Consider the following 24824-nt stretch of genomic DNA (forward strand, 5'->3'; position numbering starts at 1 on the left):
TATTCGGGGAGCCATATTCATGTTATACTTAATCAGAGGTGTCCAAAAACATGAATAAAGAACATTTATATGCGTGGTTTAAGGAAGGAACGATAACGATTCCATCCTTTTTGTTGACTAACTATAAGACAATGGGACTGAATGAACAAGAAATGGTCCTATTATTACAATTGCAAAGCTTTATCGATAAAGGTAACCATTTCCCTGCACCATCCCAACTATCTGACCGAATGACATTGCAGGAAACGGAATGTCTATTCCTAATCCAGCGTTTGGTTCAAAGGGGATTTGTTGAAATGGTGGTTGAAGGGAGTCAAGAAATCGGACAGGAAAAATACTCGTTGTCTCCACTTTATGAAAAAATGATGGACTGTTTCTTAAAAACTTTGAAACAGTCAGAGTCGGCTGAGGTCCAAAAAGCGGGGGAGAGCCTTTATACGATTTTTGAACAGGAGTTCGGCCGCCCTTTATCTCCATTTGAATGTGAGACATTGGCAATGTGGATGGAGGACGACCATCAGCCTGAGATCATTAAGTCAGCTCTTAGGGAGTCTGTCATTTCCGGTAAATTGAATTTCCGATACATTGATCGGATTTTATTCGAGTGGAAAAAGAATGGAATAAAAACCTTGGAACAGGCAAGGGAGCAAGGTCAAAAATTTAGAGTTCATCAAAAGAGGGACCGGAAGACGGAAACTGCACAACCATTGAAAGATGTGCCTTTTTATAACTGGCTCGAGCAGTAATGTAAATTGAAGGAGAACCAATATGTTGAATAAAGCTCAAATTCGATATTGTCTGGATACAATGGGGGAAATGTTTCCGGATGCCCATTGTGAGCTGAATCACTCCAATCCATTTGAATTGGTGATTGCCGTTGCCTTGTCAGCTCAATGTACGGATGTATTAGTCAATAAAGTCACTAAGGATTTATTTCAAAAATATAAAACGCCTGAGGATTACATAAGCGTTCCGATAGAAGAGTTGGAAAATGACATTCGCTCAATCGGTTTGTTTCGTAACAAGGCTAAGAACATACAAAAGTTGTCGCGCATGCTGATCGAAGAATACGGTAAGGAAGTACCCAGAGATCGTGATGAGCTTGTTAAATTGCCTGGTGTGGGCAGAAAGACGGCTAATGTAGTCGTTTCCGTTGCGTTTGATGTGCCAGCGATAGCTGTGGATACCCATGTAGAGCGTGTTTCCAAGCGCCTGGGATTATGCCGTTGGAAGGATAGTGTCCTCGATGTTGAGAAAACGTTGATGGCTAAGATACCAAAGGATGAATGGTCCGTTACGCATCACCGCCTGATATTCTTTGGACGCTATCATTGCAAGGCACAGTCACCAAGATGTGAAACCTGCCCACTTCTCGAATTATGCCGTGAAGGAAAAAAAAGAATGAAAAGGAAAGAGGCCAATTGACGCAGTCCATATCATTAAAAGTCCCTGCAGAATTGGACCATCCTTTGTTTTTCCCTGAGAAGGAAACCATCTTGGAAAAAGAACACTATGCAGGGTGGAGTGTTTCGATCCCATTCGAGGCTTTTCCGTACGAGTTACTTTACTATAATGATGTTGAATCGTATACTCCTTGGACTAAGGGGGCAATTCATGTAAAGGAACTACTGGAAAAATGGAAGGGAATCGATACAGAATGCAGCTTGCTATTTTCAGAGCGAAAAGTGGGACGGACCTTGGGACTCATGAAGCAGGGTATAGGATTATTTTTAACTGCAGTCTTCTGGATGCATGGAAAGCCTGTGTTATTGAGTGATTTTCGGCTACAAATAAAATCTTTAAATCATATTCCAGTGAATCTGGCCGAAAGGCTGTCTTTCATCCTTGAAAGACCTGCTTCTTTCCATTCGTATAGACAACTTAGTGAGTTGTTCCGAGAATTTGAAAAACAACATGTGAAGTTCATGATTAAAAATAAGAATAAAAAAAACGTCTAAGCTTATAGCTTAGACGTTTTTTAGTCAATCTTGATTTTCTTTATCCTTGTCTTTCTCTTTTTCTGGATCAGGGTCCGGGTTAGGATTAGGGTCCGGGTCAGGGGTTTCGACTGGTGTTTCTTCTACCGTCCCAGGGTCGGTGCCAGGATCCCCGCCTTCAACGTCTTCATCATCCTTATTGCCATTTCCATCATCAGTATTGTTTCCATTGCCATTGTTATCAGTGTTTCCATCCTCATTACCATTTCCATTGTTTCCATTGTTGCCGTTGTTATTTTTGTCTTCGTCTTGTTTATCTTCTTCGCCTTCAGCAGGAGTTTCTTGTTCCATATCTTCACCTTCGGCCGGATCTTCAATCTCCTCTTCAGTATCCTCAGGTTCTTCCGCTTCAGCCGGTATTTCGACAGATGTACTTGCAGGATCACTTTGTTGGTTATCCACTAACGCGACCACTGAGAAAGTATATTTACTTCCAGGGGTTGGGTTAGGGATCGTTAAACTAGTATCCTTCGATTTTTTTAACACGCTCTGCGCTCCGCCATCAACGGACATCATAACCTCGAATTGGGCTTTTCCTTTAGGATATGACCATGATAGATTGATTGCATTACTTTCTTGATTGTAAGAAGCGTTAATGCCTGGTGAGTCAATTTTCTCATATTCTGTCGTCACTTGTGTTGGCTCGTGACCTTTAACATAATATTCATAAGTGATTTTACTGCTTGGTGTATATTCATTGGCTTTAACAGCCGGATTCGAACCTTTTATGACTCCAACTTTTACAACGCTGTCAGGTTGATCAAAGTCTTTCGTTTCTTTTGATTGAGCCATATGTTCCATTAAATTCTTAAAGATCGATTTAGGGATCCTTTGAGAAGAATCACCCAGATACTCCAATTTCTCACCTGATGCATTATCATAACCAGCCCATACTGCGACTGTATAATTGGTTGTATAACCCGCCATCCAGCTATCTTTTACACCGGAAGATGGGATGTTGTTCGCTGCACGCTGTTCAGGCGTGAAATTGGTTGAACCCGTTTTACCGGCTACTGGGAGATTAGGTATATTGGCTAACCTTCCTGTTCCATAAGCTTCTTTCATTACGCTCTTCAACATGTCCGTAACGATGAAAGCCGTGGAATCTTTCATGACCGGTTTCGAATCAGTCTTGTTTTTGATGGTTGTTTTGTCACGTAAAACAATCTTTTTGACACTATGCGGTTCATTATAGATACCGTTGTTTCCGAATGAACTGTATGCACCGGCAAGTTCAAGAGTAGAAACGTCTTTACCGCCACCCAATGCTGCTGATTCTGTTATTTCCTTTTCAAAAGGAATGCCCAGGTCAGTGGCAAAATCACGCGCACGGTCCAATCCGACTGCTTGAAGCGTTTTTAAGGCAGGGATATTTAATGAACGTGCCAGTGCTTCGCGAGTCGTTACGGTACCATAATGTCGCCCGGAAGCATTTTTAAGCGGTGTTCCATCAGTGTAACTATATTCCTCATCTTTGATTTGATGGTAGGTGGACCAATTTAAATATTCTACGGCAGGGCCATAATCCAAAATTGGCTTAATGGTCGAACCAGGTGAACGCTTGGCATCCGTTGCATAATTCCAGCCACGTTTAACTGTCGTGTTCCTGCCGCCGCCCACTGCTTTTATTTCACCAGTTTCAGTATCGAGTAAGGTGACTCCAGCTTGGAGATCTTTACTTGGATAATTAATGATTTCATCACTGTTCAACATGTTATAGACATATTCCTGGGCATCTTTATCAATGGTCGTTTGGATTTCCAAACCATCGGTAAAGACGTTATAGTCACCCATATCTCCGACTTCCTCAATTACCAAATCGATGAATGCATCATAAGCAGTCGTATCGATTTGGCTTTTATCGATTTCTTGAAGTCCTTCTGTTATATCGATGCTTTGTGCACTTTTCATTTCATTTTCGGTGATATATCCATGTTTATTCATTAAGTGCAGGACAATATCACGGCGTTCTTTCGCACGTTCAGGGTATTTATAAGGGTCATAACGGCTTGGACTTTGCGGTAATCCGACAAGCATGGCCGCTTCGTTCAATTTCAATTCGCTTAGATCTTTTCCATAATAAGTCTGGGAAGCAGTTAAGACCCCGTTGGCACGGTTTGCAAAGAAGATCTTATTCACATACATTTCGAAAATTTCTTCTTTTGTATATTTTCTTTCAAGCTGAATGGATAGCCACATTTCCTGGACTTTCCTTTTAATGGTCTTATCAGGTGTTAAATAAGAACGCTTGATAACCTGCTGGGTCAATGTACTTGCACCCTCTGAGCCGAATCCGTTTTTGAAGTTGGCTATGACGGCACTGCCCAGACGTAAGAAATCCACCCCGTGGTGTTCATAAAAGCGGGAATCTTCCGTAGCAAGGAAAGCTTCTTCGACAAGATCAGGTATGTCTTCATAATTTACATAATCCCGGTTTTCCGTTCCGACTTCAGCAAGCAATTTTCCGTTTTCATCCAGAATTTTGGATGTGACTGGATCTTTCAAAAGCTTTTCGTCAAGTTTTGGAGCATCGCTTATAAAGTAAGCCATTGCAGCTCCTCCGGCAACCAAGCCTATAATTCCGATCGTGACTAGTATAAGGAAAATGCGCTTAAGCATATTGGTTGGCTTTTTAGGTCCATTCTTCGGTCCCTTTTTTTGTGTCTGACTCTGCTTTCGGCGTTCTTCTCTAGTATTATATTTTTCAGCCATTACAGCTAACCTGCCTTTCTAAAAAAACTAAAAATTTTCTGCGATGAGCGAATCTACTACTTTAATATAGTCAATTCTCGGTTGAAAGCCAAGAGTAATCTTTCGTGAACTGCTTTCAACCTCTTGAAGAGTTATAGATTTGCGCCCGCCGTCTTTCATTCTTTTCCAATAAAAACTCAGTTGTTCAGAACTCATTAGATATATATCATCCATTGCGGAAAACCGGATGATGACAAATGCAATTCCATCATGCTGAATGATCTGTTTCATATGTTCAATTTGATGGTCATGAAAATTCTTCAGTGGGAACGAACTGCTGTTTTTCGTTTCCTTTGCCTCAAAATCAATGTACTTTCCTTTATAAACACCATTGTAATCGGTGGTCGACGCTTGTTTGAAGTAGGCTTCTTTAATGACTGCAGCACTTCTCTTCGGGTAGTGGACATCGACAATTTGAATAGGTGTCGGTTTTTTATGGATGACGGCAATGCCGTGTGCTAAATAATACTGATTGGTTTCGTTCAAATCGTCTTCCAATGTTTTTCCCCGGTTGCTATAACTGATTTTTTTTAGTGGGCTTTTTTTTTCTTCCATAGCCTGCGGTACAAATCTTCGTCCGTTGGGATAATGAAATGCCACTTTTACCCCTCCTTTTTTTCACTTATCTATATTAGCAAAAAAAGAATCCAATATGTGAATAAAAAGAATTGTTTCTTAGAACGATAGGATTAATGTACAACTTTATGTCACAATTCATCGCTATAGAAAGGCTGGACACATAGATGCGAATGTTAAAGACTGAAAAGCAATTGCTCCATTCCATAAAAGTCCAAACCGATAAAGGGAATAGGGATAATATATCAAGAACAAAGGCATATGAACAATTTTTCAAAATGCATCCAGAAATACAATGGTCTTTTTTAGCGGGGATGGTTTCTAGAAATGCAGGCTGGAATATGTGTGACCTTGAAGGGATTTGGCTTTCCCATTTGCTTAGCCCCAAATACAGGCATCATTTCTTTCTAACGTATGAAGATGCCAATTGGAGAATATTTCAAGATGCTTATCCGCAATTGCTTCTCTATCATTATTCGACGAAGTATGAACGTCCTTTGTTTCACTTATGTCATTATTTTTTTATTACTAAATTCATGACGAATGAATGGTATTCCTTTTGGAAATATGGGAATCGTGAAAGATTAGTCACTGCGCTTATAATAAATGAACAAAACATCATTGAAAAACCGGTTATTAAAAAGCAATCTTTCGTTTTTCATTCTATATTATTTTTGCTGCAGGACTGGATGCATTTTAGCACTGTCTTATTTCCTACCTGCAATGGAAGACTGTATGGCTCTTCCGTTTCGCATTTTAGAAATATCGATAAAAGGATTGAATTGGGGAAAAGGTTGGCTGGCCTTTTATTTTCTGAAGATTTGTTTCCGCTTTTTCATGAATTTTCCTGCCGGACTGAACCAACTGGGGCTAGATATGATTATGAACAATATCGAAAAAAGCCTAGGTACCATGAAACCCCGATGCTGAGGGGAGTTTATCCATTGATTCATCATAAAGTGGGTGAGACGGAGCAATGGGATTTGAAAAAAAAGATTAAAAAGGATTGGTTCATTGAACCTCAATGGGAAGAAGACCCGCAATTGACCGATTGGTATGACCATAAACAAAAGCAGCTGCACACAGTAGCGATGATCAAGAATTGGTTTTTATAAAAGGAAACAGGGAAGGCGTCGATTGAGCCTTCCCTGTTTATTGTACAGTATTTAAGACTTACGTTGAGGGGCGGTTTTCTCCACTAAGTTTCGGGTTCCCCGTTCCTGCCTTATTAGTGGGCGGCTTTTGTCGTTTTTCGTTTTTTTGCTGTCTGCTTTCATTCGACTGCATAAAATCACCTCCTGACTGTATTTTTGTTTAAAACTCCATTCTTCATTCTGCCATTGTTGTCGAAGGGCATAATAAATTAAGTGAATTGCACTTTCTTTGCCGATTCCCTTCTAGTTTTGTCAGTCATGAAGGGCTTTGTGATAAAAAAAAGAATAGTACAGGTAAAGAATGGGAGGGATCAGCATGGTCAATAAAAGTGTCGCAACAGAGGAAATATTAAGGATGATAGCTGAGATCAGTACCAGCCTGGATCGTTTGGAAATTTCATATGGGGAAACTGTAAATACAGTCCGGTGCAAACTATGGGCAGAGCAATATACATTAGTTAATGAAGCCCAGGAAGCCATTGAAAAAGCCGAGGATTATTGGGTGAATGCTGAAGGTGAAAACCATTCCTTTTCCATTGTTCCGGAAAAATCAATAATTAAACACAAGGTTTTAACTGAATTGCACGTATAAGCCAACAGAATATCATTTTATAAAGAACTGGATTATACTAAAGGGAAACAAACGTGCGGAGGAATATATTGTGCAAAAAGAAAAACTGCAGCTATTGACTGAACAATTAATAAAATATACGGTCCAAGCCGATGATATCTATGAGGGTGTACGCAAGGAAGGAAAGGAAAAGGATTTCTTTTCGGAAGTCAAGCCCTTCGCAGACCAAGTCAGGACCGTATGCATCGAATGGGAAACTGGAATGAAGGAGTGGATGAAAGAAACCGAGTTTAAGCATCTTTTCCCCGAGCAAATCGAACAAACCGCTCATAACCTTTCTGATGTAGCCGTTCAGGCATTCTTTCCTAAAACCAGTTACAAGCGATTTAAAAGTCATATCCAATCGGTCGAATTTATCCTTCATAATGTAAAAGCGGAAATCGATCGGATTTTATCATAAAAACACCTACACTATATTTCCTCTTTTTTCATATATTATCAGAACCATGTAATGAAAAAAGAGGAGGGCTCATTGAACATGATGAGATCCGGTTTTAACCAAGTCTCCCCAAATCAAGGACAGTATCCTCAATCAATGCCAGAATATTGGGGAGGGTACCAGCAGCCAATGCAGTATCCTCCGCCCAATAATCATAATCTTGAACAACCATTTATGTATCCATATCTTCCCCAGGATACAGGGGGCTATATGACGCCATATCATGATCCATATCAGCAAGCGGCCTATCACCCATACCAACCAGTTCAGCAGCAGGCGATGCCTGTGGGAGCTTATCCGGGCACTAGTGTAATGCAGCCACTGCCGCAAATACCACAAATGCAGTTCAATCAGCAGCCGCAAGCTTTTAGTCCGTTCGCCAATCCGCTGCAGCCAGCTAAACGGCCCCCACAAAGTCAGCAGCAGGCTTATAATCCTTATCCTAAGCAGCAGTTCATGCAAAAGCCACAGCCATCGGGTATCAAATCGGTCATGAATCAATTCAAAACACAAGATGGCTCAATGGATATAACGAAGATGATGAATACAGCTGGACAAATGATGAATACAGTTTCTCAAGTATCTTCAATGGTCAAAGGAGTAGGGGGCTTCTTCAAAGTTTAAATGGTGAATAAAGTATAAAAGCAGACTTATAAGTGACCCAGCCACTTTTTAAAGTCTGCTTTTAATCTTGCCTAATTAATTTCAATTCGATTCCCTCTGATTTTGGGAAGGTGAAGCGTGAGGATGCCATCGCGATGTCGTGCGGTCACTTTTGCTTCATCAATCGCTTTTGGAAAGGAAATGGTTCTTGAAAATGTACCTGCTGAAACTTCCTTTTGAAACATTCCTTGAGTTTTGTGCTTCCTATCTACATGCTTTGCAGTTATGGTTACTGCATGGGGCAGCACATCAATTGAAATCTGGCTGCGTGCAATACCGGGCAAGGTAGCGTTAAGGGTATATTCTGAAAGCGTCTCGTGAACATCAACCGGAAAGCTGCGTTCTTTAGTTGAACCGAAGAATTCGTCAAGGGATTGCAGCATGCCTTTAGGTGGCCTTTCGGAAAACAGTCGATCCATTTTGTTAATGAAATGGGTAAAGGGTTCTATTCGATTCCGATTATTTTTTTTTTCAGAAGAGGTCATCACGGTGCTCCTTCCTAAAAAATTCCTTTGCCTATAGGCTATGTGAGGACTGAAGAATTGTGAATGCACTCTTGGGTTTTAGATACGGGTCTATAGGGAATAAAGTTACTGAATGATCAAAAAGGAAATGAGGGATTGATATGAATAAGACAAAAAATAGCAAGCTTTCCTACATAGATACCGGGAAAGGAAATAAAACGTTGTTGTTTATCCATGGCTTTTGTGGAAGTCATGAATATTGGAGTGACATCATTGCTGAATTAAAGGATGAATACCGGGTTGTTGCCGTTGATTTACGGGGACATGGGGCAAGTGAGGAAATAGGGAAATCTTTCTCGATTGAAGATATGGCTGCTGATATTGCGTCATTTTTGGAAGACCTGAAAATCGGACAGGTTTATATGTTTGGTCATTCACTAGGGGGATATGTCACCTTGGCATTCGCCGAAAGGTTTCCTGGGAAATTGTCTGGTTTTTCACTGATTCATTCTACCGCTTTTCCGGATGATGAGGCTGGTAAGGAGGGACGTTTAAAATCTGTTGAGAAAATCGAAATAGATGGAATCCCTGCTTTCATTGACGGACTTGTACCAAAGCTTTTCGCTCATTCCGATGATCCAAATATTGAACATACTAAGGAAATCGGTTATAAAACCAGTGAAAGTGGAGCAATCGGATCTTTGCATGCCATGAGGAACAGAATAGACAGAAATCATGTACTTAAAGATACGAAGCTGCCGGTCCTTTTGGTTGCAGGTGAACAAGATAAGGTGATTCCCGCTGAAAAAACCTTTTCTGTAAAAGGGAGTCATATTAATGAAGTTATACTTGAGGGGAGCGGCCATATGGGAATGCTGGAAGCTCCAAACCGACTAATCGAAGAAATCATTCGCTATGTCGAGAAGAATTAACTGAAAAAAGTCTAAGCAGGAAACGGGCTGTTGCCGTTTCTTGCTTTTTTTTTTGAATAGGAAATAGTTTCCCTTTTGCATAGAACGTTCATTCGATAGAATAGGAGTATGAGGTGGTTATATGAAACTGCGAAAAAATTTACAAGAAATCATCACGGATTTAAAAACCAATGAAAATTTTAAAGATAATATTGTACATTGGCAAGTAATTGAAGCGAAAGAAGCAAAACATGTCCCTTTTCCCGATCGAATGAATGATAAGATCAAGCATGCTCTTGAAAAACGGGGGATAAATGGGTTGTATACGCATCAGGCAACGGCATTTGATACAGCTGTCAGTGGCAATAGCCTTGTAGCGGTCACCCCAACAGCTTCTGGTAAAACATTTTGCTATAATTTGCCGGTCCTTCAAAAAATACTTGAAGATGAAAAAACCAGAGCGCTGTATATTTTTCCGACAAAAGCGCTGAGTTATGATCAGAAAAGCGAATTGAACGAAATGATTCATGAAATGGATGCTCAGATAAATAGTTATACGTACGACGGGGACACACCTTCAAATATCAGGCAAAAAATCCGACAGGCCGGGCATATCGTGATCACCAATCCTGATATGCTCCATTCCGGAATCTTGCCGCATCACACGAAATGGGTTTCTTTGTTTGAAAACTTGAAGTATGTGGTCATCGATGAACTCCATATTTACCGCGGCGTTTTCGGAAGTCATACTGCTAACGTCATAAGAAGATTAAAAAGGATCTGCAAGTTTTATGGAAGCGACCCTGTATTCGTCTGTACCTCCGCTACGATCAATAACCCAAAAGAGTTGGCAGAAGAGCTTACGGAAAAAAAAATGGTCCTCATCGATAATAACGGGGCCCCAAGTGGGAAAAAGCATTTTGTGTTTTACAATCCCCCAATAGTCAATAAACCACTAAACATTCGAAGGAGTGCGGTTTTGGAAGTCAGGAAGCTCGCAAATGAATTTTTGAAGAATAAAATTCAAACGATCGTTTTTGCGCGAAGCAGGGTTCGTGTGGAAATTCTATTGACCTATTTACAGGAACTCGTCTCGAAGCAATTGGGACCAAAATCGATCAGGGGCTATCGCGGGGGGTATCTGCCAACACAGCGCAGAGAAATTGAACAGGGCCTCAGGGATGGTTCCATTTATGGGGTGATATCTACGAATGCACTTGAGTTGGGTGTCGATATCGGCCAGCTCCAGGTTTGCATAATGACTGGTTACCCTGGATCGATATCGAGTGCATGGCAACAGGCGGGACGAGCAGGAAGAAGGCATGGTGAAGCACTGATCATCATGGTCGGCAGTTCTAGTGCTCTTGATCAATATATCGTCCAGCATCCCGATTACTTTTTTACCAGAAATCCAGAAACTGCAAGAATCAATCCAGATAATCTTTTGATCTTGGTTGATCATGTCAAATGTGCAGCATATGAGCTGCCATTTAAAAAAGGTGATACCTTTGGAAAAACAGAGATTATGGACGTACTGGAATTCCTTACGGAAGAAAGGGTCTTACACCTGAATGGGGACAAATGGCATTGGATGAACGATGCTTTTCCCGCAAGCAATATCAGCCTGCGTTCTGCGGCACAGGAAAATGTCGTAATCATCGACCAAACGAATGCCCCGGTTAATCGGGTCATAGGTGAAATGGATACGTTCAGTGCAATGACCCTTCTCCACGATGAAGCCATTTACTTGCACCAGGGAATGCAATTTCAGGTGGAAGAACTTGATTGGGATGAAAAAAAAGCTTATGTACGTGAAGTCAATGTGGACTATTATACGGATGCTAACCTTGCCGTTCAGTTGTCTGTATTGGAAGTGGATAAACAGCGAACTTTTGCTTCCACAGCAGCTGCCTTTGGTGATGTCGCCATCCGGGCGATGCCTACGATCTTCAAAAAAATTAAATTTGAAACTCATGAAAATATTGGTTCGGGGCCAATCAGTCTCCCTGAGATGGAACTGCACACGAGTTCGGCCATGCTTTCCATGGAGCCCGATATATTTGAATGGGACGAAAATCGAATAGAACAAGGAATGATAGGCGCTTCCCATGCTCTTAATTACATGATTCCGCTATATGTTATGTGCGATCCACATGATATCCATGTTTATCCGCAGGTTAAGGCAGCGCATAATGAAAAACCAACAATTTTTATCTATGATAGTTATCCGGGAGGCATTGGGTTAAGTGATAAAGTATATGAAAACTCTGAAGTCATTCTATTGGAAACCATATCCATGATCGAAAATTGTACTTGTGAAAGCGGCTGTCCTTCCTGTATAGGAACGGAATCCGCCACGAAAACGGCAAAGAGTGATGCAAAACAGTTATTGGGTCAATTTTGCAAGGAAAAACAAGCATAGTTTGCGGGGATAAGTGAAAAGAGGAGTAGTTTATGTCATTAAAAAATAAATTGAACCGTATGAAAACGCATATGAACCTGGAGCCAGTGAAACTTCCTTCTGAAGAAGAAAATAACCATATAGTGAATGAAGAAATTCCTTATCTTGAAAAGTGGCAGGAGAACGATACCGTTTCCTTTCATTTCGATGATGACTATTGTTTCATTAGGGAGGTCCGCTACCCTATAAATCATAAACACGGGTTATATGCATTTTCTGAGCTGAAAAAGATCGTAAATGAGTGGAATCAAACTTCTTTGGAGCATCCCCTATCCGCTAGGGGCGTTAAAAGTGAAGACCTGTTTTTCTTCGATACGGAAACAACAGGGCTTGGAGGCGGAGCCGGCAACACCATTTTTTTACTTGGTTATGCCTATTTAGAAGGTGAAGAAGTTGTCGTGAAACAACATATCCTTCCGCAGCCCGGAAGTGAAATACCGCTTTACCAGAGCTTTCTGGAAAACATCAATTACGAAACGCTTGTCACATATAATGGTAAATCCTTTGATTGGCCCCAGCTAAAAACCAGACATACCTTGGTAAAGGAACATGTACCAAAACTACCGGAATTCGGACATTTCGATTTATATCATGCTTCAAGACGGCTTTGGAAAAACAAATTGGAACGAGTGAAATTATCAGTAGTCGAAACAGATATTCTAGGTGTTCATAGGGAGGATGATATTCCTGGATATTTGGCACCGATGATTTATTTTGATTTTGTTGAGAGGAAGAATCCAGAAATTTTGTTTGGAATCATGAAGCATAATGAATTGGATATCTTATCACTGATAACATTGTATATTCATTTGTCCCGGAAAATCCTCCAAATCGATGGATATACGGAAGAGTCCATGGAAATTGCACGCTGGCTCGCTTATCTGGGTAAAAAAGAGGAGTCAGTCGAGACATATGAAAAAATAGTGGAAGCGGGAAATGAGGAAGATCGGATAATTGCAGGCCATGCCTTAGCCTTCCAGAAAAAGAAGCAACAACAATTCAATGAAGCATTGGAAATTTGGAAGGAAGTCGCCTTAAAAGGGAATGTGCAAATAAGGATACAGGCACAAATTGAATGTGCAAAATTATATGAACATCAATTTAAGGAAGTCGGAACTGCTCTAAAATGTGCAAAAATTGCACAACAAGAGATGGTGAGGGAAGGGACCATTCCAAGGAAAAAACAGTTGGAATTGGAAAAGAGGATCCGGCGGCTCGAAAAAAAAAGAGGAATCTAAGGGTATTTCTGTATAAGATAAGGGAATCAGAATTGTCTTTTAGTGCGAAAGGCTGAAAAAAAAAATATGGATACAAATATTGTAGCCTTCAACTATTATGTGTAAAATGGAAAGAGTTGAGGGTGAAATTCCGAAGCATTCATTTCATACCTTTACATCATATAAATTTAAGGTGAAAGCGGAGCGGAGAAATGTATAAAACGACTTTATTTCTATTTTTTGTAGTCCTTTGTTTAACGATTGTTTTATTTACATCATTAAAAGAAAGTCTCTATTCCTTTTTATAGAAAATTACCCTCGGAACATTTGAAGGGTTAGCCATATTATAATTAAAGTGTACTAATTGACAGCTATACATAGTTTTATACTTATTCTGTATAAATAGGTCATTTCATCAGTACACGTCTCCCCTTTTTTTCATAGTCTGTAATGGTAAGACTAAAATTATCATGATGAAAGGGGACGTATTATAAATGTATTTTCGTAATTGTGGAGGAAATAAACCCAATGTAATGGGCGTATCCAACAATGTAATGGGCGCATCCAGCAATGTAATGGGCGCATCCAACAATGTGATGGGCGCATACGGGAAAGCACCTGGAGTAATGGGCGCATTCACCGGTAAACACCCCAACAACGTAATGGGAGCGTCAACCGGTAAAAACTCTAACGTAATGGGAGCCTATAGTCCATCGGCTGTGTCTCCAGCGCAATATGGTCCATCGGCTGTGTCTCCAGCACAATTTGGCCCAACACAAACATCTCCATCTCAAGTTGCCCCAGCGCAAGTCTCTCCAACACAGCAACATGTTAATACGAATGTATCGAACACAGTTATTCCTGTCGTTCATCCATCACATACAACGACTGTCAATAAACATGTGAACACGTTTAAGCATTACTTCCCGCATACTCAATCCGTGGTGAACGAGTGCTATAATCAACACTTGATATGTGGAAGGCCGGCGCATAACCCATGCTGTCCGCCTAGGCATTTCGGATACTAAAAAATAAGGGCTTATTAAGCCCTTGTTTTCATACATAATCATGTTAAAAGGGAGATTGGCCAAGCAATGAAGGTTTTGTATATGACTGGCTACAAAGCTTTTGAATTCGGGATTTTCAAAAATGACCATGAAGCCGTAAAATATATAAAGAAAGCGATGAAGCAACGTCTTCTGCCATTGGTGGAAGATGGGCTGGAATGGGTGATTATATCAGGTCAGTTGGGTACGGAACTATGGGGTGCCGAAGTGGTGTTCGAAATGCAGGAAGAATATAATCAGCTTAAATTAGGGGTGCTTACTCCTTTTCTGAAACAGGAAGAGTCATGGAATGAGACGAATCAAGACTATTACCGATTCATTTTGGCCCGTGCCGATTTTGTTGAATCCATTTTCAACAAGCCATATGAAGGGCCACAACAGCTGAAAATCAAAAATAAGTATATGGTCCATAAAAGCGATGCCATGCTCATCATTTTCGATGCCGAAAAAGAAGGGTCAGCCCGATATCCATATTTCGAAGCGATGAAAAAAGCGGAAACACAGCCTTACCCCATCTTTCAGATAAACTTTGATGATCTGCAGCTGGCTGCGGAAGAAAGCAGCTGGTCCGAAGAATGACAGAGTGAAAATAATTATGGATTAAAAGTTGTTTCTAAAGCATATTCATATTATGATGAAATTTAGATACAGATTCATGGGAGTACATATCGTTCACTGAAACATTATGCAAATAAAAAGGTGTTTCGTTGACAAACCCAAGCAGATTTGAAAAAATAATAAAAAGTCGATTGTATTGGCGAAAGTATTGAGGTGAAGTCTTATGCTATCCGATAAGATAAAATTAACGGCTAAAGATATTCTTGAGAAAGATTTTAAACCAGCCATGCGCGGTTATAAACCTGAAGACGTGGATCAATTCCTGGATCTGATCATTAAAGATTATGAAGTGTTCCATCAGGAGATTGAAGATCTTAAACAAGAGAATCTTAAATTGAAAAAACAAGCCGAAGAGAGTACAAAACGTCCAAATCAACCTGCTCCCAGTGCCACTCCGGGAACCACTAACTTTGACATCCTTAAACGGTTATCCAACTTGGAAAAGCACGTTTTCGGAAACAAGCTTTTTGATTGAGGTTTTGCTTTGTAAAAGTAAAATTGATTTTGGTATTGTGTTTTCATGAATAATGGAGTATAATCAATTATGTTATGTTAACGTTTGGGTAATTGCTGCTGCATTTTTGCAGTAGAGGAAAGTCCATGCTCGCACGGACTGAGATGTCCGTAGTGTTCGTGCCTGGCGAAAAAATAAGCTTGGGCAGCAATCTTGGATTGCTGACGGCTGGGAAAATGCCTAAGTCCTTTTGGATATGGCATGAATACCTATAAAAGTGCCACAGTGACGGAGCCTTTACAGAAATGTAAAGGGTGGAACGAGGTAAACCCCACGAGCGAGAAACCCAAATTAATGGTAGGGGCGCTTTCTTCCTTGGAAATGAACGAGGAGAAGGACAGAAGCCATGCTTCTGTAGATAGATGATTACCGCCGAAGTACGAGACGCGAGTCGCTTGCAGTACTGAGGAACAAAACATGGCTTACAGAACGTTATCATATAACACTAAAAGCACAACTCTCCTTTTAAAAGGAGAGTTTTTGTTTATGGAGAATGCTCTTGAATAAAAAAGGGGGCATTCCAATTTATTTTTCGTTTTCTGAAACCCCGCTGTGTTAAACTAAGAACTTGGCAAGTTTTTAATTCCAGTCGAGTGATTTTTTAACTGAAAGTGTCAAGTAGGAGGACAATTGCTTAATTGACGTCTGTTCGTAACGTTTTTAAAAATAGCGTTGAAATGTTAAGCATTCCTTGATTCTGGGGTATCCTATTTATAAAGGTTCTGTTTGGCTTCTATTTAAAGGTATTAAGGCATGACTTCAAATCTTCAGGTCAATGAATGGGAAGCATTTCTCTATAAGGTATACATAATTGGTGTGAATAAATGGTCCTTCGCTGTTATGGATAAATATTTGCAGCGTTTACCTTCATGGATAATTGAGTAAAACTTTATTTTATTGCGTTTGATTTTCCGGTTACTTTAAAAAATGCTCTCGCTGGATGACAACGACATTTTTTTTAGGAAATCAATGACGAAATCTAAGCAAAAAATAAATTGACGGTGGAACTTTTAAAAAGGTTTACATGTCTAAAATCGATTCCTAATTCTTTATTCTTATTAATGAAGGAATTAGGTAAAGGTACAATTGATTTGGATTAATGGAAAGAAGGTGCAGGATTAATGAAACAATTCGATATTATCGCAACATCAGCAATGGGATTGGAATCAATTGTCGCCAAGGAGGTTCGGGATCTTGGTTACGATTGTCAAGTCGAAAATGGTAAGATCACGTACAAAGGGGACCAATCTGCCATTGCCCGCTCTAATTTATGGCTGCGGAGTGCAGACAGGGTGAAAATTAAAGTCGCAGAATTTAAAGCATATTCGTTTGATGAGTTGTTTGAAAAAACAAAGGCCTTGAATTGGGAAGATTACTTATCAGCCGATGTCGAGTTCCCGGTGAGTGGGAAATCGGTTAAGTCCCAGCTCTATAGTGTCCCTGATTGTCAGGCTATCGTCAAAAAGGCGATTGTTGATAGATTGAAAAGCAAATATAAGCAGGTATCTTGGTTTGCGGAGACGGGTCCTTTATTTAAAATTGAAGTGTCTATTTTAAAAGATGTAGTGACACTTACCATGGACACTTCAGGTGCGGGTTTACATAAACGAGGATATCGGACAGGACAAGGGGAGGCTCCCCTTAAAGAAACATTGGCGGCTGCGTTAATCATGCTGACCAATTGGAAACCGGATATGCCTTTCATTGATCCGTTTTGTGGATCAGGAACGATTCCTATCGAGGCTGCCTTAATTGGGCAGAACATAGCACCTGGGTTTAACAGGGAATTCGTTTCTGAAACATGGTCGTGGATGGACAGTAAGGTATGGGAGGAAGCAAGGGTTGAGGCTGAAGATTTAGCCGATTATGATCAGTACTTGGACATAACCGGTTGTGATATCGACCATCGGATGGTAGAAATATCTAAAGCGAATAGTTTTGAGGCCGGTCTTGGAGATCTGGTTGAATTCAAACAAATGCAAGTGAGGGATATCTCGACTAGGAAAGAGTATGGTGTCATTGTCGGGAACCCCCCTTACGGAGAGCGTCTAGGTGAGAAAAAAGCCGTTGAACAGATGTATAGGGAAATGGGACAAGCCTTCAAGAAGCTTGATACTTGGTCAGTATACATGATTACCTCCAATCCTGACTTTGAACAGCATTACGGTAAGCCTGCAACGAAAAAAAGGAAGCTTTTCAATGGTTTCATCCGTGCAGACCTTTATCAGTATTGGGGAAAAAGACCGCCGAAACAGTTCTAAAGTGAAAATGAGTGGGTAGAATATAACGGTGAATTTTGATAGTCAGGACGTTTTATTCATAATAGGTTCCAGTCTTGCTTATCATTTCCTTTTCTGTTATTCTAATAATGAATTATTTTTGTTCAGATTTAAGGAATACCTTAATATTCAATGAGCAAGGATAGTAATATAATGTGTGGAAAACACACTAGGAGGCAACAAAAATGGAACAAGGTAAAGTAAAATGGTTTAACGCAGAAAAAGGTTTTGGATTCATCGAACGTGAAGGTGGAGACGATGTATTCGTACATTTCTCAGCTATCCAAGGCGAAGGTTTCAAAACACTTGAAGAAGGCCAAGACGTTACATTTGATGTAGAACAAGGTCAACGTGGACCACAAGCATCAAACGTAAACAAAGCTTAATTCAACCCTATATTATTTACAGACAGGCTCTCTAAAGGAGCCTGTCTTTTATTTTACGAGTCGGGTAACTTGACAGCATACATAGAAGAAAAACATGCTTTATACACTTCATTTCTGATGGGAGGGTAAATATCTTGACTATTAATGTGAAATAAAGGATAATATACTTTTGCCTAGATATATTATAATGCGGATACGATATACTGATGATAGATAAAAGGGGAGACCATGATGCTTAAAACACTGCCTTTTTCGGTAACAAAGGAAGATTCTTTTTACGATAAGCTTTCAGAATGGATCGGTGATGTTTTTTACGATATTCTTCCCGAAAAAGGATTTGAGCTGCGTGACGAACAGATCTTCATGGCTTTTCAGTTAGAAAAAGCCTTTAAAGAAAAGAATGTAAGTTTTGCTGAAGCAGGGGTAGGGACCGGTAAGACCTTGGTCTATTTACTATATGCGATTTGTTATGCGAGATATACGAACAAACCGGCAATTATTTCGTGTGCAGACGAAACGTTGATTGAACAGCTTGTCAAAGAAGAAGGCGACATCCAAAAAATCAAGAATGCCTTAGGTATTGAAGTGGATGTTCGGCTTGCCAAATATCACGATCAATATGTATGTCTTAAGAAATTGGATCACGCAGTGAATCATGAAGATTCAGAGGGAATAGATCAGCTCTATGATGAACTTCCCAAGTTTGTCCATGATAACTCATCCATGAACGCCTATACAGCATATGGGGACCGTAAACAGTATCCATATTTAAATGATGAAGACTGGTCTAAAGTTGGCTGGGATCAGCTTCAAAACTGTTTTACTTGTGATAAACGCCATCGTTGTGGACAAACCTTATCACGGGACCACTACCGAAAATCAAGCGATTTGATCATTTGTTCACATGACTTCTTTATGGAGCATGTATGGACTAAGGAAAAACGTAAGCGTGAAGGACAGTTACCATTATTGCCTGAACATAGCTGCGTTGTCTTTGATGAAGGCCATCTATTGGAGTTTGCTGCTCAAAAGGCTTTAACTTATAAAGTTGGGGAACAAACCCTTGCTTCGGTTTTAGAATTGCTTACTGCCAATCAGGTTCGTGAAGAAACCTTATACATCATTGAGGACTTAATTGATATCAATGAAGAGTTTTTTGATTTGTTGGATGAAAAAGCCATACATGTAAGCGGATCTAATCGTTATGAAATCCCGATGTCCAAAGAGATAACAAGCTTTGCCCAAAAGCTTCATAAAAAGGTTGAAGAGTTAGAGGAAAACCTTGTTTTTGAAGCGGAAATGTACACGATCAATGACTATGATTTAAAAGTGACGGAAGAATATTTAGAACAGCTGGGTTACTCCCTTTCCCTATTTGTGAAGGATGAACAGGCAGTTTCCTGGTTTGAAGAAAATGAAATGACCAAAACATTGGTCATCATGCCAAGGCTTGTACAGGATATTTTGTCTGAACAGGTATTCTCTAAAAAAATCCCTTACATTTTTTCATCGGCTACATTATCGGATAATAAATCTTTCCAATACATTGCAGATAGCCTAGGGATAGAAAAGTATGACAGCTTCTCCGTTGAGTCACCATTCGATTACGATGAAGTCATGAAAATGAACATGCCGGTCTTCGAAAATGGAGACCAATTGGCAAAACTTCAATATACGATGAAGACGATTGAGGAAAATGAAGGTCGAACACTTGTGTTATTCCAGTCAAAAGAAGAATTGCATTGGTTCAAGGAAAACTGCCCAATATTAACCTATCCTTTTTATTTTGAAGGTGAAGCGGAAATCAGCGAGCTTGTTAAGAAGTTTCAAGAGAATGAGCAATCTGTTCTTTTCTCCTATCATTTATGGGAAGGGCTTGATGTTCCAGGACCTTCATTACAAAATGTAGTGATACACTCCCTTCCATTCCCGCCACGGGATCCAGTATTCGAGGCCAAACGTAACTCGGTTACCGATGCATTTGAAGAAGTGGATCTTCCATACATGCTCCTTCGATTGCGTCAGGGAATAGGGCGATTGATCAGGACAAGCAATGACTCGGGAACCGTACAGATTTTGATAGAAAAAAACCTTTCGGAACAGGTGAAAGAGAAGATTGTATCCGTTCTTCCTGTAACGCTTTAAGTCAATCCAATCCAAAAAAAAGAGCCAAGGGCCCCCTTGGCTCTTTTTTTATTTTATTAAACGGAGTAGTTCTGATATGAAAGATTTTTGTATAATATGGTAAAGTATATTTGGAAGGAGCTGTGAATATGAAAAAGGGTATCGATCTGATTGAAAAAGAATTTAAAGAATATGTCAAGAAAATCTCGGCCTATAATGAAGCGCTCGCGTTAATTTTTTGGGATTTGCGTACAGGTGCACCGAAAAAGGGCGTTGAGCAGCGTTCTGAAGTTATCGGGGTGCTTTCCTCCGAGGTTTTTAATATGATTACAAGTAAAGAAATGGAATCCTTCATTACAGAACTTTCGGTGGAGAAAGCGATTCTTAGTGAAACGACGAATAAAATGGTACAAGAGTGTAAAAAAGAGTTTGAAAGAAATAAGAAAATTCCTGCAAACGAATATAAGGAATTCGTCATTTTACAATCCCGTTCTGAAAGTGCGTGGGAAGAGGCAAGGGAAAAAGCTGATTTTTCATTATTTCAACCTTATCTTGAGCAAATTGTTGCCTACACCCGTAAGTTCGTAGAGTATTGGGGATATGAAGGGCAGAAATATAATACCCTTTTAGACATGTATGAACCAGGCATGACTGTAGATATACTTGACAGCGTATTCAGTGAGCTTCGGTCTAGGATAGTCCCTCTGGTAAAACAGATTGCTGAAAGCGAACATAGACCTGAAACAGCGTTCCTTTACAAAGAATTTCCAAAAGAAAAGCAGCATCAACTCAACCTGGATGTTTTAAAACAGCTAGGATACGATTTCAATTCTGGCAGGCTGGATGAAACGGTTCACCCTTTTGCAACTGGAATAAACAGGGGCGATGTCCGTGTGACGACCCGTTACGATGAAAATGATTTCCGGGGGGCAATATTCGGTACCATTCATGAATGTGGACATGCCATTTATGAGCAGAATATCGCCGAAGAGTTAACCGGAACACTGCTCGATAGTGGGACATCAATGGGAATCCATGAATCACAATCTTTGTTTTTCGAAAATTTCATTGGACGGAACTATAGCTTCTGGAAAAACAAATTCACCTTATTAAAAGAATATGCTCCCGAACAATTCGATGATGTGACGCTGGATGAATTTTACCGGGGCATTAACGAATCAAAACCATCGTTCATCCGTATTGAAGCAGATGAACTGACGTATCCTCTACATATTATGATTCGGTATGAATTGGAAAAGGCTCTCTTTAATGGAGAACTTGAGGTGAAGGATTTACCAAAAGTCTGGAATGAAAAATACAAGGATTATTTGGGGATTGTACCTGAGAATGATGCCATGGGCGTTTTACAAGATGTACACTGGTCAGATGGCAGCTTTGGTTATTTCCCATCTTATGCATTGGGATATATGTATGCAGCCCAAATCAAGCAGTCGATGCTTAAAGATTTGCCTGATTTTGATGGACTGTTGGAAGCGGGTGATATTGCTCCAATCAGGGAATGGCTTAATGAAAAGATACATAAATACGGAAAAACTAAAAAGCCTCTGGAGATTTTGAAGGAAACGACAGGTGAAGGCTTGAATGTTCAGTATTTAATAAAGTATCTTGAAAATAAATATAAAGAAGTTTATAAAATCAAATGAATCAAAAGAAGAGGGCCTTGGAATTATTTCAAGGCCTTCTTCTTTTTTTATGGCTGCGATAATCCAATCCATAATTTCCAAAACTGAAAAAACTGTGTTATTTCGTTTCACCCCTCTTCTTGGAGCAAAGAAGAGGGTGAAAATGAATATAAAGTGATTCCAAAAAAGAATATAGTACCACCAATCGCCTGAGCGGTTTGGTATGGAATCCACTCAGTGCATGCGCAGGATAACCGTAAGTGACTATTTGTTAATGGGTAAATCCATGTTAATTAGACTTGGTGATTTCATAATTTTCAAATAATACGAATAATACTTTCTTTTTTTAATTGAAAGTTCGGTTTTTGTTAAAAATGACTTTTCAAATAGAGCCAGCGTTGTTATAATTCATATATTAATAAAATAAAAAGTTTTCACTCGTATAATAGCAGGGATATGGCCTGCAAGTTTCTACCGGATTACCGTAAATAATTCGACTATGGGTGAGTAATAGATCTTGTTGCATAATGGTAGGCTTTTGCTGATTCATTTTTCATTCATGCCCAAGAAATATTGCTTCACTCCAAAAAAGTGCCGCAATGTTTCTTGGGCTTTTTTATATGCCGGGAAACAATTGCATGGTTTATGGGTCAATATAACATCCAAGATTGGGAGGAACCTTCATGCAACTTTTAAAGGAAAAAATCTTGTCCGAGGGTCAAGCTTTATCAGAAGATATTTTAAAAGTAGATTCATTCTTAAATCATCAAATGGATCCTATGCTAATGAAAGAAATCGGTAAAGAATTCGTAAAACGTTTCGAACAAAAAGAAATAACAAAAGTGCTGACAATTGAATCTTCAGGCATTGGACCTGGTTTGATGGCTGCCTTGGAATTGGAAGTTCCGCTAATTTTTGCCCGTAAACGTAAATCACTTACTTTAACAAATGATTTAGTGACGGCGTCCGTTCATTCCTTTACAAAAAAAGAAACCAATACAATTACTGTTTCCAATAAATATATTGAAGCTGGAGATAAGGTTTTGATCATCGATGACTTCCTTGCGGTCGGACAAGCAGCCCGGGGCTTGGTGGATATCTGTAATCAGGTTGGAGCAGAAGTGGCCGGTATCGGCATCGTTATTGAAAAAGCATTCCAAAGTGGCGGTAAGGATCTTAGGGAACAAGGTTTTCAAGTGGAATCCCTTGCGCGAATTGCAGAGTTGAAATTCGGTGAGATAACGTTCGCTGAGGAAAAGGAAGGGGCAACCGTCAATGTCTAATCAATCACCATTAAAAGTTGCTTCCTTAGGACTACAACATGTTCTTGCAATGTATGCAGGTGCGATCGTCGTTCCACTGATTGTCGGAGGAGCATTGGGTTTAACAGCTGCGCAGTTAACCTATTTAGTTTCGATAGACATTTTAATGTGCGGAATAGCGACGTTATTACAAGTCTGGAAAAATAAATTCTTTGGAATCGGGCTTCCCGTCGTTTTAGGCTGTACTTTCACGGCAGTTAGCCCCATGATCGCGGTAGGTACCCAATATGGAATCTCCACCATTTATGGAGCCATTTTAGTGTCAGGATTGATCGTCATAATAATTAGTAAGTTCTTTGGGAAACTGGCAAGGTTTTTCCCACCGGTCGTTACTGGATCAGTCGTTATGATCATTGGGATCACACTCATTCCTGTCGCAATCAACAATCTTGGCGGCGGCCAAGGTGCTCCTGATTTCGGAAACTTGGATAATGTGGCTCTTGGTTTTGGAACTTTGTTATTCATCATTTTCATGTATAAATTTTCAACGGGGTTCGTACGCTCCATCTCTATTTTACTGGGGCTGTTAGTCGGGACATTTGTCGCTTTCTTCCTTGGAAAAGTTGATTTTAGCTCAGTAGCAAGTGCCACTTGGTTGCATTTGCCTCATTTTTTCTACTTTGGCACTCCGACTTTCAATATCACGGCTATCATTACAATGACCTTGGTGGCGATCGTCAGCTTAGTGGAATCGACTGGCGTTTATTATGCCTTAGGAGAAATCACGGACAAAGAGATTTCGGAAGACGATCTCGCGCGTGGATATCGTTCTGAAGGGCTTGCCATCATGCTCGGCGGTTTGTTTAATGCTTTTCCATATACAGCATTTTCACAAAATGTCGGTTTGATTCAATTGTCGGGAATAAAAACAAGAAATGTCATTTATACAACAGCGGGCATGCTCATTTTCATTGGCTTTGTTCCGAAAATTGGTGCATTCACGACGATTATTCCTTCCTCTGTGTTAGGCGGGGCAATGGTTGCCATGTTCGGAATGGTGATTGCCGCTGGAATTAAGATGTTAAGTAAAGTGGATTTTGCCTCTCAAGAAAATTTATTGATCATCGCTTGTTCCGTAGGTATGGGACTTGGGGTCACGGTCGTTCCTGAGCTTTTTGCTAAAATTCCGGAAAGTATTCAAATATTAACGGATAATGGAATCGTGGCTGGAAGTCTGACAGCCATTTTCCTGAACATCGTCTTTAACATCGTCCCTACAAAAGGGAAAGTGAAGGAAGCGCGTATTGAAAGGCAGAATGTAGCCTGATTAAAAATAGATTCGGTATACTTGATAGATTCACCCATAAAATGCCCCAAATCCTCAGATGATGGATTTGGGGCATTTTATATTTCCGCCCGAAGACTTATCATTGATAATGAAGTTTTTTCATGAAATGAGATTTTGTCAGATAAAAGGAAACTCTCTTCACTTTTTGAATATATTGATAGTATATGTTCAGGAAAGTAGTGATAGATATGGAGAGAAAATATTGTATTCATTGTCGGACCATTTTAAGTCAGGAGAATAGGTGCAGTGTATGTGGAAATGAGGAGTTTCAAAATATCATTATACAAGTACAAAATCAATCTTCAGTGAAGAAGGAAGA

At 39.9% G+C, this 24824-nt stretch carries 22 protein-coding genes, 1 other RNA gene and 1 riboswitch; of the genes, 20 read left to right on the forward strand and 3 right to left on the reverse strand.

What is annotated here, in order from left to right; translation table 11 throughout:
* Positions 1 to 50 precede the first annotated feature (50 nt).
* The 3 genes from QUF94_RS10885 to QUF94_RS10895 are packed head-to-tail and all read left to right on the forward strand — an operon-like array spanning position 51 to position 1958.
* On the forward strand, positions 51 to 746 hold the full coding sequence (locus tag QUF94_RS10885) for a DnaD domain-containing protein (protein ID WP_289315865.1): 696 nt from the start codon (positions 51 to 53) through the stop codon (positions 744 to 746).
* A 22-nt stretch (positions 747 to 768) separates the two neighbouring features.
* On the forward strand, positions 769 to 1425 hold the full coding sequence (gene nth, locus QUF94_RS10890; RefSeq protein WP_101222378.1) for an endonuclease III: 657 nt from the start codon (positions 769 to 771) through the stop codon (positions 1423 to 1425).
* Positions 1422 to 1958, forward strand: a complete 537-nt coding sequence (locus tag QUF94_RS10895; RefSeq protein ID WP_289315866.1) for a YpoC family protein — start codon at positions 1422 to 1424, stop codon at positions 1956 to 1958. Before nth ends, QUF94_RS10895 begins: the two co-directional genes overlap by 4 nt.
* Positions 1959 to 1982: 24 nt before the next feature.
* On the opposite strand, the gene QUF94_RS10900 is transcribed toward QUF94_RS10895, so the two are convergent.
* Complete coding sequence (locus QUF94_RS10900) at positions 1983 to 4709, reverse strand: penicillin-binding protein 1A (RefSeq protein ID WP_289315867.1); 2727 nt, start codon at positions 4707 to 4709, stop codon at positions 1983 to 1985.
* A gap of 27 nt (positions 4710 to 4736) precedes the next feature.
* Positions 4737 to 5348 (reverse strand): Holliday junction resolvase RecU, encoded by a 612-nt coding sequence (recU, locus tag QUF94_RS10905; protein ID WP_289315868.1) that lies wholly within the window; start codon positions 5346 to 5348, stop codon positions 4737 to 4739.
* Positions 5349 to 5497: 149 nt separating this feature from the next.
* Here recU and QUF94_RS10910 point away from each other — a divergent pair, with 149 nt between their 5' ends.
* The 4 genes from QUF94_RS10910 (at position 5498) to QUF94_RS10925 (ending at position 8172) form a co-directional block, all read left to right on the forward strand.
* The gene (locus QUF94_RS10910) at positions 5498 to 6439 is read left to right on the forward strand and encodes a DUF2515 family protein (RefSeq protein ID WP_289315869.1); all 942 of its coding nucleotides are present in this window, start codon (positions 5498 to 5500) and stop codon (positions 6437 to 6439) included.
* A gap of 355 nt (positions 6440 to 6794) precedes the next feature.
* Positions 6795 to 7070 carry a hypothetical protein gene (locus tag QUF94_RS10915; RefSeq protein WP_289315870.1) on the forward strand — a complete coding sequence of 92 codons (276 nt, stop codon included), beginning with the start codon at positions 6795 to 6797 and terminating at the stop codon, positions 7068 to 7070.
* Between the two features lie 70 nt (positions 7071 to 7140).
* Positions 7141 to 7509 (forward strand): YppE family protein, encoded by a 369-nt coding sequence (locus QUF94_RS10920; protein WP_289315871.1) that lies wholly within the window; start codon positions 7141 to 7143, stop codon positions 7507 to 7509.
* 78 nt (positions 7510 to 7587) lie between these two features.
* Positions 7588 to 8172, forward strand: coding sequence for a YppG family protein (locus QUF94_RS10925; RefSeq protein ID WP_289318346.1), 585 nt, complete (start codon positions 7588 to 7590; stop codon positions 8170 to 8172).
* A gap of 71 nt (positions 8173 to 8243) precedes the next feature.
* On the opposite strand, the gene QUF94_RS10930 is transcribed toward QUF94_RS10925, so the two are convergent.
* Complete coding sequence (locus QUF94_RS10930) at positions 8244 to 8696, reverse strand: Hsp20/alpha crystallin family protein (protein WP_289315872.1); 453 nt, start codon at positions 8694 to 8696, stop codon at positions 8244 to 8246.
* Positions 8697 to 8836: 140 nt separating this feature from the next.
* Here QUF94_RS10930 and QUF94_RS10935 point away from each other — a divergent pair, with 140 nt between their 5' ends.
* From QUF94_RS10935 to QUF94_RS10995, 13 genes are all read left to right on the forward strand, one after another.
* Positions 8837 to 9607 (forward strand): alpha/beta fold hydrolase, encoded by a 771-nt coding sequence (locus tag QUF94_RS10935; RefSeq protein ID WP_289315873.1) that lies wholly within the window; start codon positions 8837 to 8839, stop codon positions 9605 to 9607.
* A gap of 121 nt (positions 9608 to 9728) precedes the next feature.
* On the forward strand, positions 9729 to 12008 hold the full coding sequence (locus QUF94_RS10940; RefSeq protein WP_289315874.1) for a DEAD/DEAH box helicase: 2280 nt from the start codon (positions 9729 to 9731) through the stop codon (positions 12006 to 12008).
* A 32-nt stretch (positions 12009 to 12040) separates the two neighbouring features.
* Positions 12041 to 13285: a ribonuclease H-like domain-containing protein gene (locus QUF94_RS10945; protein ID WP_289315875.1), complete on the forward strand. Its 1245-nt coding sequence runs from the start codon at positions 12041 to 12043 to the stop codon at positions 13283 to 13285.
* A gap of 512 nt (positions 13286 to 13797) precedes the next feature.
* On the forward strand, positions 13798 to 14292 hold the full coding sequence (locus tag QUF94_RS10950; protein ID WP_289315876.1) for a CotD family spore coat protein: 495 nt from the start codon (positions 13798 to 13800) through the stop codon (positions 14290 to 14292).
* Positions 14293 to 14358: 66 nt separating this feature from the next.
* Positions 14359 to 14910 carry an SLOG family protein gene (locus tag QUF94_RS10955; protein WP_289315877.1) on the forward strand — a complete coding sequence of 184 codons (552 nt, stop codon included), beginning with the start codon at positions 14359 to 14361 and terminating at the stop codon, positions 14908 to 14910.
* 202 nt (positions 14911 to 15112) lie between these two features.
* Positions 15113 to 15424: a cell division regulator GpsB gene (gene gpsB, locus QUF94_RS10960; protein ID WP_289315878.1), complete on the forward strand. Its 312-nt coding sequence runs from the start codon at positions 15113 to 15115 to the stop codon at positions 15422 to 15424.
* A gap of 80 nt (positions 15425 to 15504) precedes the next feature.
* Positions 15505 to 15893: RNase P RNA component class B (gene rnpB, locus QUF94_RS10965), an RNA gene on the forward strand.
* Positions 15894 to 16584: 691 nt separating this feature from the next.
* Positions 16585 to 17724: a THUMP domain-containing class I SAM-dependent RNA methyltransferase gene (locus QUF94_RS10970; RefSeq protein ID WP_289315879.1), complete on the forward strand. Its 1140-nt coding sequence runs from the start codon at positions 16585 to 16587 to the stop codon at positions 17722 to 17724.
* A gap of 203 nt (positions 17725 to 17927) precedes the next feature.
* Positions 17928 to 18128: a cold-shock protein gene (locus QUF94_RS10975; RefSeq protein ID WP_034307871.1), complete on the forward strand. Its 201-nt coding sequence runs from the start codon at positions 17928 to 17930 to the stop codon at positions 18126 to 18128.
* Between the two features lie 228 nt (positions 18129 to 18356).
* The gene (locus QUF94_RS10980; RefSeq protein ID WP_483313649.1) at positions 18357 to 20273 is read left to right on the forward strand and encodes an ATP-dependent DNA helicase; all 1917 of its coding nucleotides are present in this window, start codon (positions 18357 to 18359) and stop codon (positions 20271 to 20273) included.
* Between the two features lie 128 nt (positions 20274 to 20401).
* The gene (locus QUF94_RS10985; RefSeq protein ID WP_289315881.1) at positions 20402 to 21916 is read left to right on the forward strand and encodes a carboxypeptidase M32; all 1515 of its coding nucleotides are present in this window, start codon (positions 20402 to 20404) and stop codon (positions 21914 to 21916) included.
* A 397-nt stretch (positions 21917 to 22313) separates the two neighbouring features.
* Positions 22314 to 22415: riboswitch (purine riboswitch) on the forward strand.
* A 163-nt stretch (positions 22416 to 22578) separates the two neighbouring features.
* The gene (locus QUF94_RS10990) at positions 22579 to 23178 is read left to right on the forward strand and encodes a xanthine phosphoribosyltransferase (RefSeq protein WP_289315882.1); all 600 of its coding nucleotides are present in this window, start codon (positions 22579 to 22581) and stop codon (positions 23176 to 23178) included.
* Entirely contained in the window at positions 23171 to 24484 is a 1314-nt protein-coding gene (locus QUF94_RS10995; protein WP_289315883.1) for a nucleobase:cation symporter-2 family protein, read from the forward strand. Before QUF94_RS10990 ends, QUF94_RS10995 begins: the two co-directional genes overlap by 8 nt.
* Positions 24485 to 24824 lie beyond the last annotated feature (340 nt).

Source organism: Peribacillus sp. NJ4 (assembly GCF_030348345.1).
Lineage (GTDB): Bacteria > Bacillota > Bacilli > Bacillales > DSM-1321 > Peribacillus.

What these genes read in the sequence shown, in the direction of transcription:
- QUF94_RS10910 (WP_289315869.1), top strand. Translation starts at nt 5,498, where the DNA reads ATGTTAAAGACTGAAAAGCAATTGCTCCATTCCATAAAAGTCCAAACC.
- QUF94_RS10935 (WP_289315873.1), top strand. Translation starts at nt 8,837, where the DNA reads ATGAATAAGACAAAAAATAGCAAGCTTTCCTACATAGATACCGGGAAA.
- QUF94_RS10930 (WP_289315872.1), bottom strand. Translation starts at nt 8,696, where the DNA reads ATGACCTCTTCTGAAAAAAAAAATAATCGGAATCGAATAGAACCCTTT.
- QUF94_RS10950 (WP_289315876.1), top strand. Translation starts at nt 13,798, where the DNA reads ATGGGCGTATCCAACAATGTAATGGGCGCATCCAGCAATGTAATGGGC.
- QUF94_RS10940 (WP_289315874.1), top strand. Translation starts at nt 9,729, where the DNA reads ATGAAACTGCGAAAAAATTTACAAGAAATCATCACGGATTTAAAAACC.
- QUF94_RS10980 (WP_483313649.1), top strand. Translation starts at nt 18,357, where the DNA reads ATGATGCTTAAAACACTGCCTTTTTCGGTAACAAAGGAAGATTCTTTT.
- QUF94_RS10985 (WP_289315881.1), top strand. Translation starts at nt 20,402, where the DNA reads ATGAAAAAGGGTATCGATCTGATTGAAAAAGAATTTAAAGAATATGTC.
- QUF94_RS10990 (WP_289315882.1), top strand. Translation starts at nt 22,579, where the DNA reads ATGCAACTTTTAAAGGAAAAAATCTTGTCCGAGGGTCAAGCTTTATCA.
- gpsB (WP_289315878.1), top strand. Translation starts at nt 15,113, where the DNA reads ATGCTATCCGATAAGATAAAATTAACGGCTAAAGATATTCTTGAGAAA.
- QUF94_RS10995 (WP_289315883.1), top strand. Translation starts at nt 23,171, where the DNA reads ATGTCTAATCAATCACCATTAAAAGTTGCTTCCTTAGGACTACAACAT.
- QUF94_RS10975 (WP_034307871.1), top strand. Translation starts at nt 17,928, where the DNA reads ATGGAACAAGGTAAAGTAAAATGGTTTAACGCAGAAAAAGGTTTTGGA.
- QUF94_RS10955 (WP_289315877.1), top strand. Translation starts at nt 14,359, where the DNA reads ATGAAGGTTTTGTATATGACTGGCTACAAAGCTTTTGAATTCGGGATT.
- nth (WP_101222378.1), top strand. Translation starts at nt 769, where the DNA reads ATGTTGAATAAAGCTCAAATTCGATATTGTCTGGATACAATGGGGGAA.
- QUF94_RS10970 (WP_289315879.1), top strand. Translation starts at nt 16,585, where the DNA reads ATGAAACAATTCGATATTATCGCAACATCAGCAATGGGATTGGAATCA.
- QUF94_RS10900 (WP_289315867.1), bottom strand. Translation starts at nt 4,709, where the DNA reads ATGGCTGAAAAATATAATACTAGAGAAGAACGCCGAAAGCAGAGTCAG.
- QUF94_RS10925 (WP_289318346.1), top strand. Translation starts at nt 7,588, where the DNA reads ATGATGAGATCCGGTTTTAACCAAGTCTCCCCAAATCAAGGACAGTAT.
- QUF94_RS10885 (WP_289315865.1), top strand. Translation starts at nt 51, where the DNA reads ATGAATAAAGAACATTTATATGCGTGGTTTAAGGAAGGAACGATAACG.
- QUF94_RS10915 (WP_289315870.1), top strand. Translation starts at nt 6,795, where the DNA reads ATGGTCAATAAAAGTGTCGCAACAGAGGAAATATTAAGGATGATAGCT.
- QUF94_RS10945 (WP_289315875.1), top strand. Translation starts at nt 12,041, where the DNA reads ATGTCATTAAAAAATAAATTGAACCGTATGAAAACGCATATGAACCTG.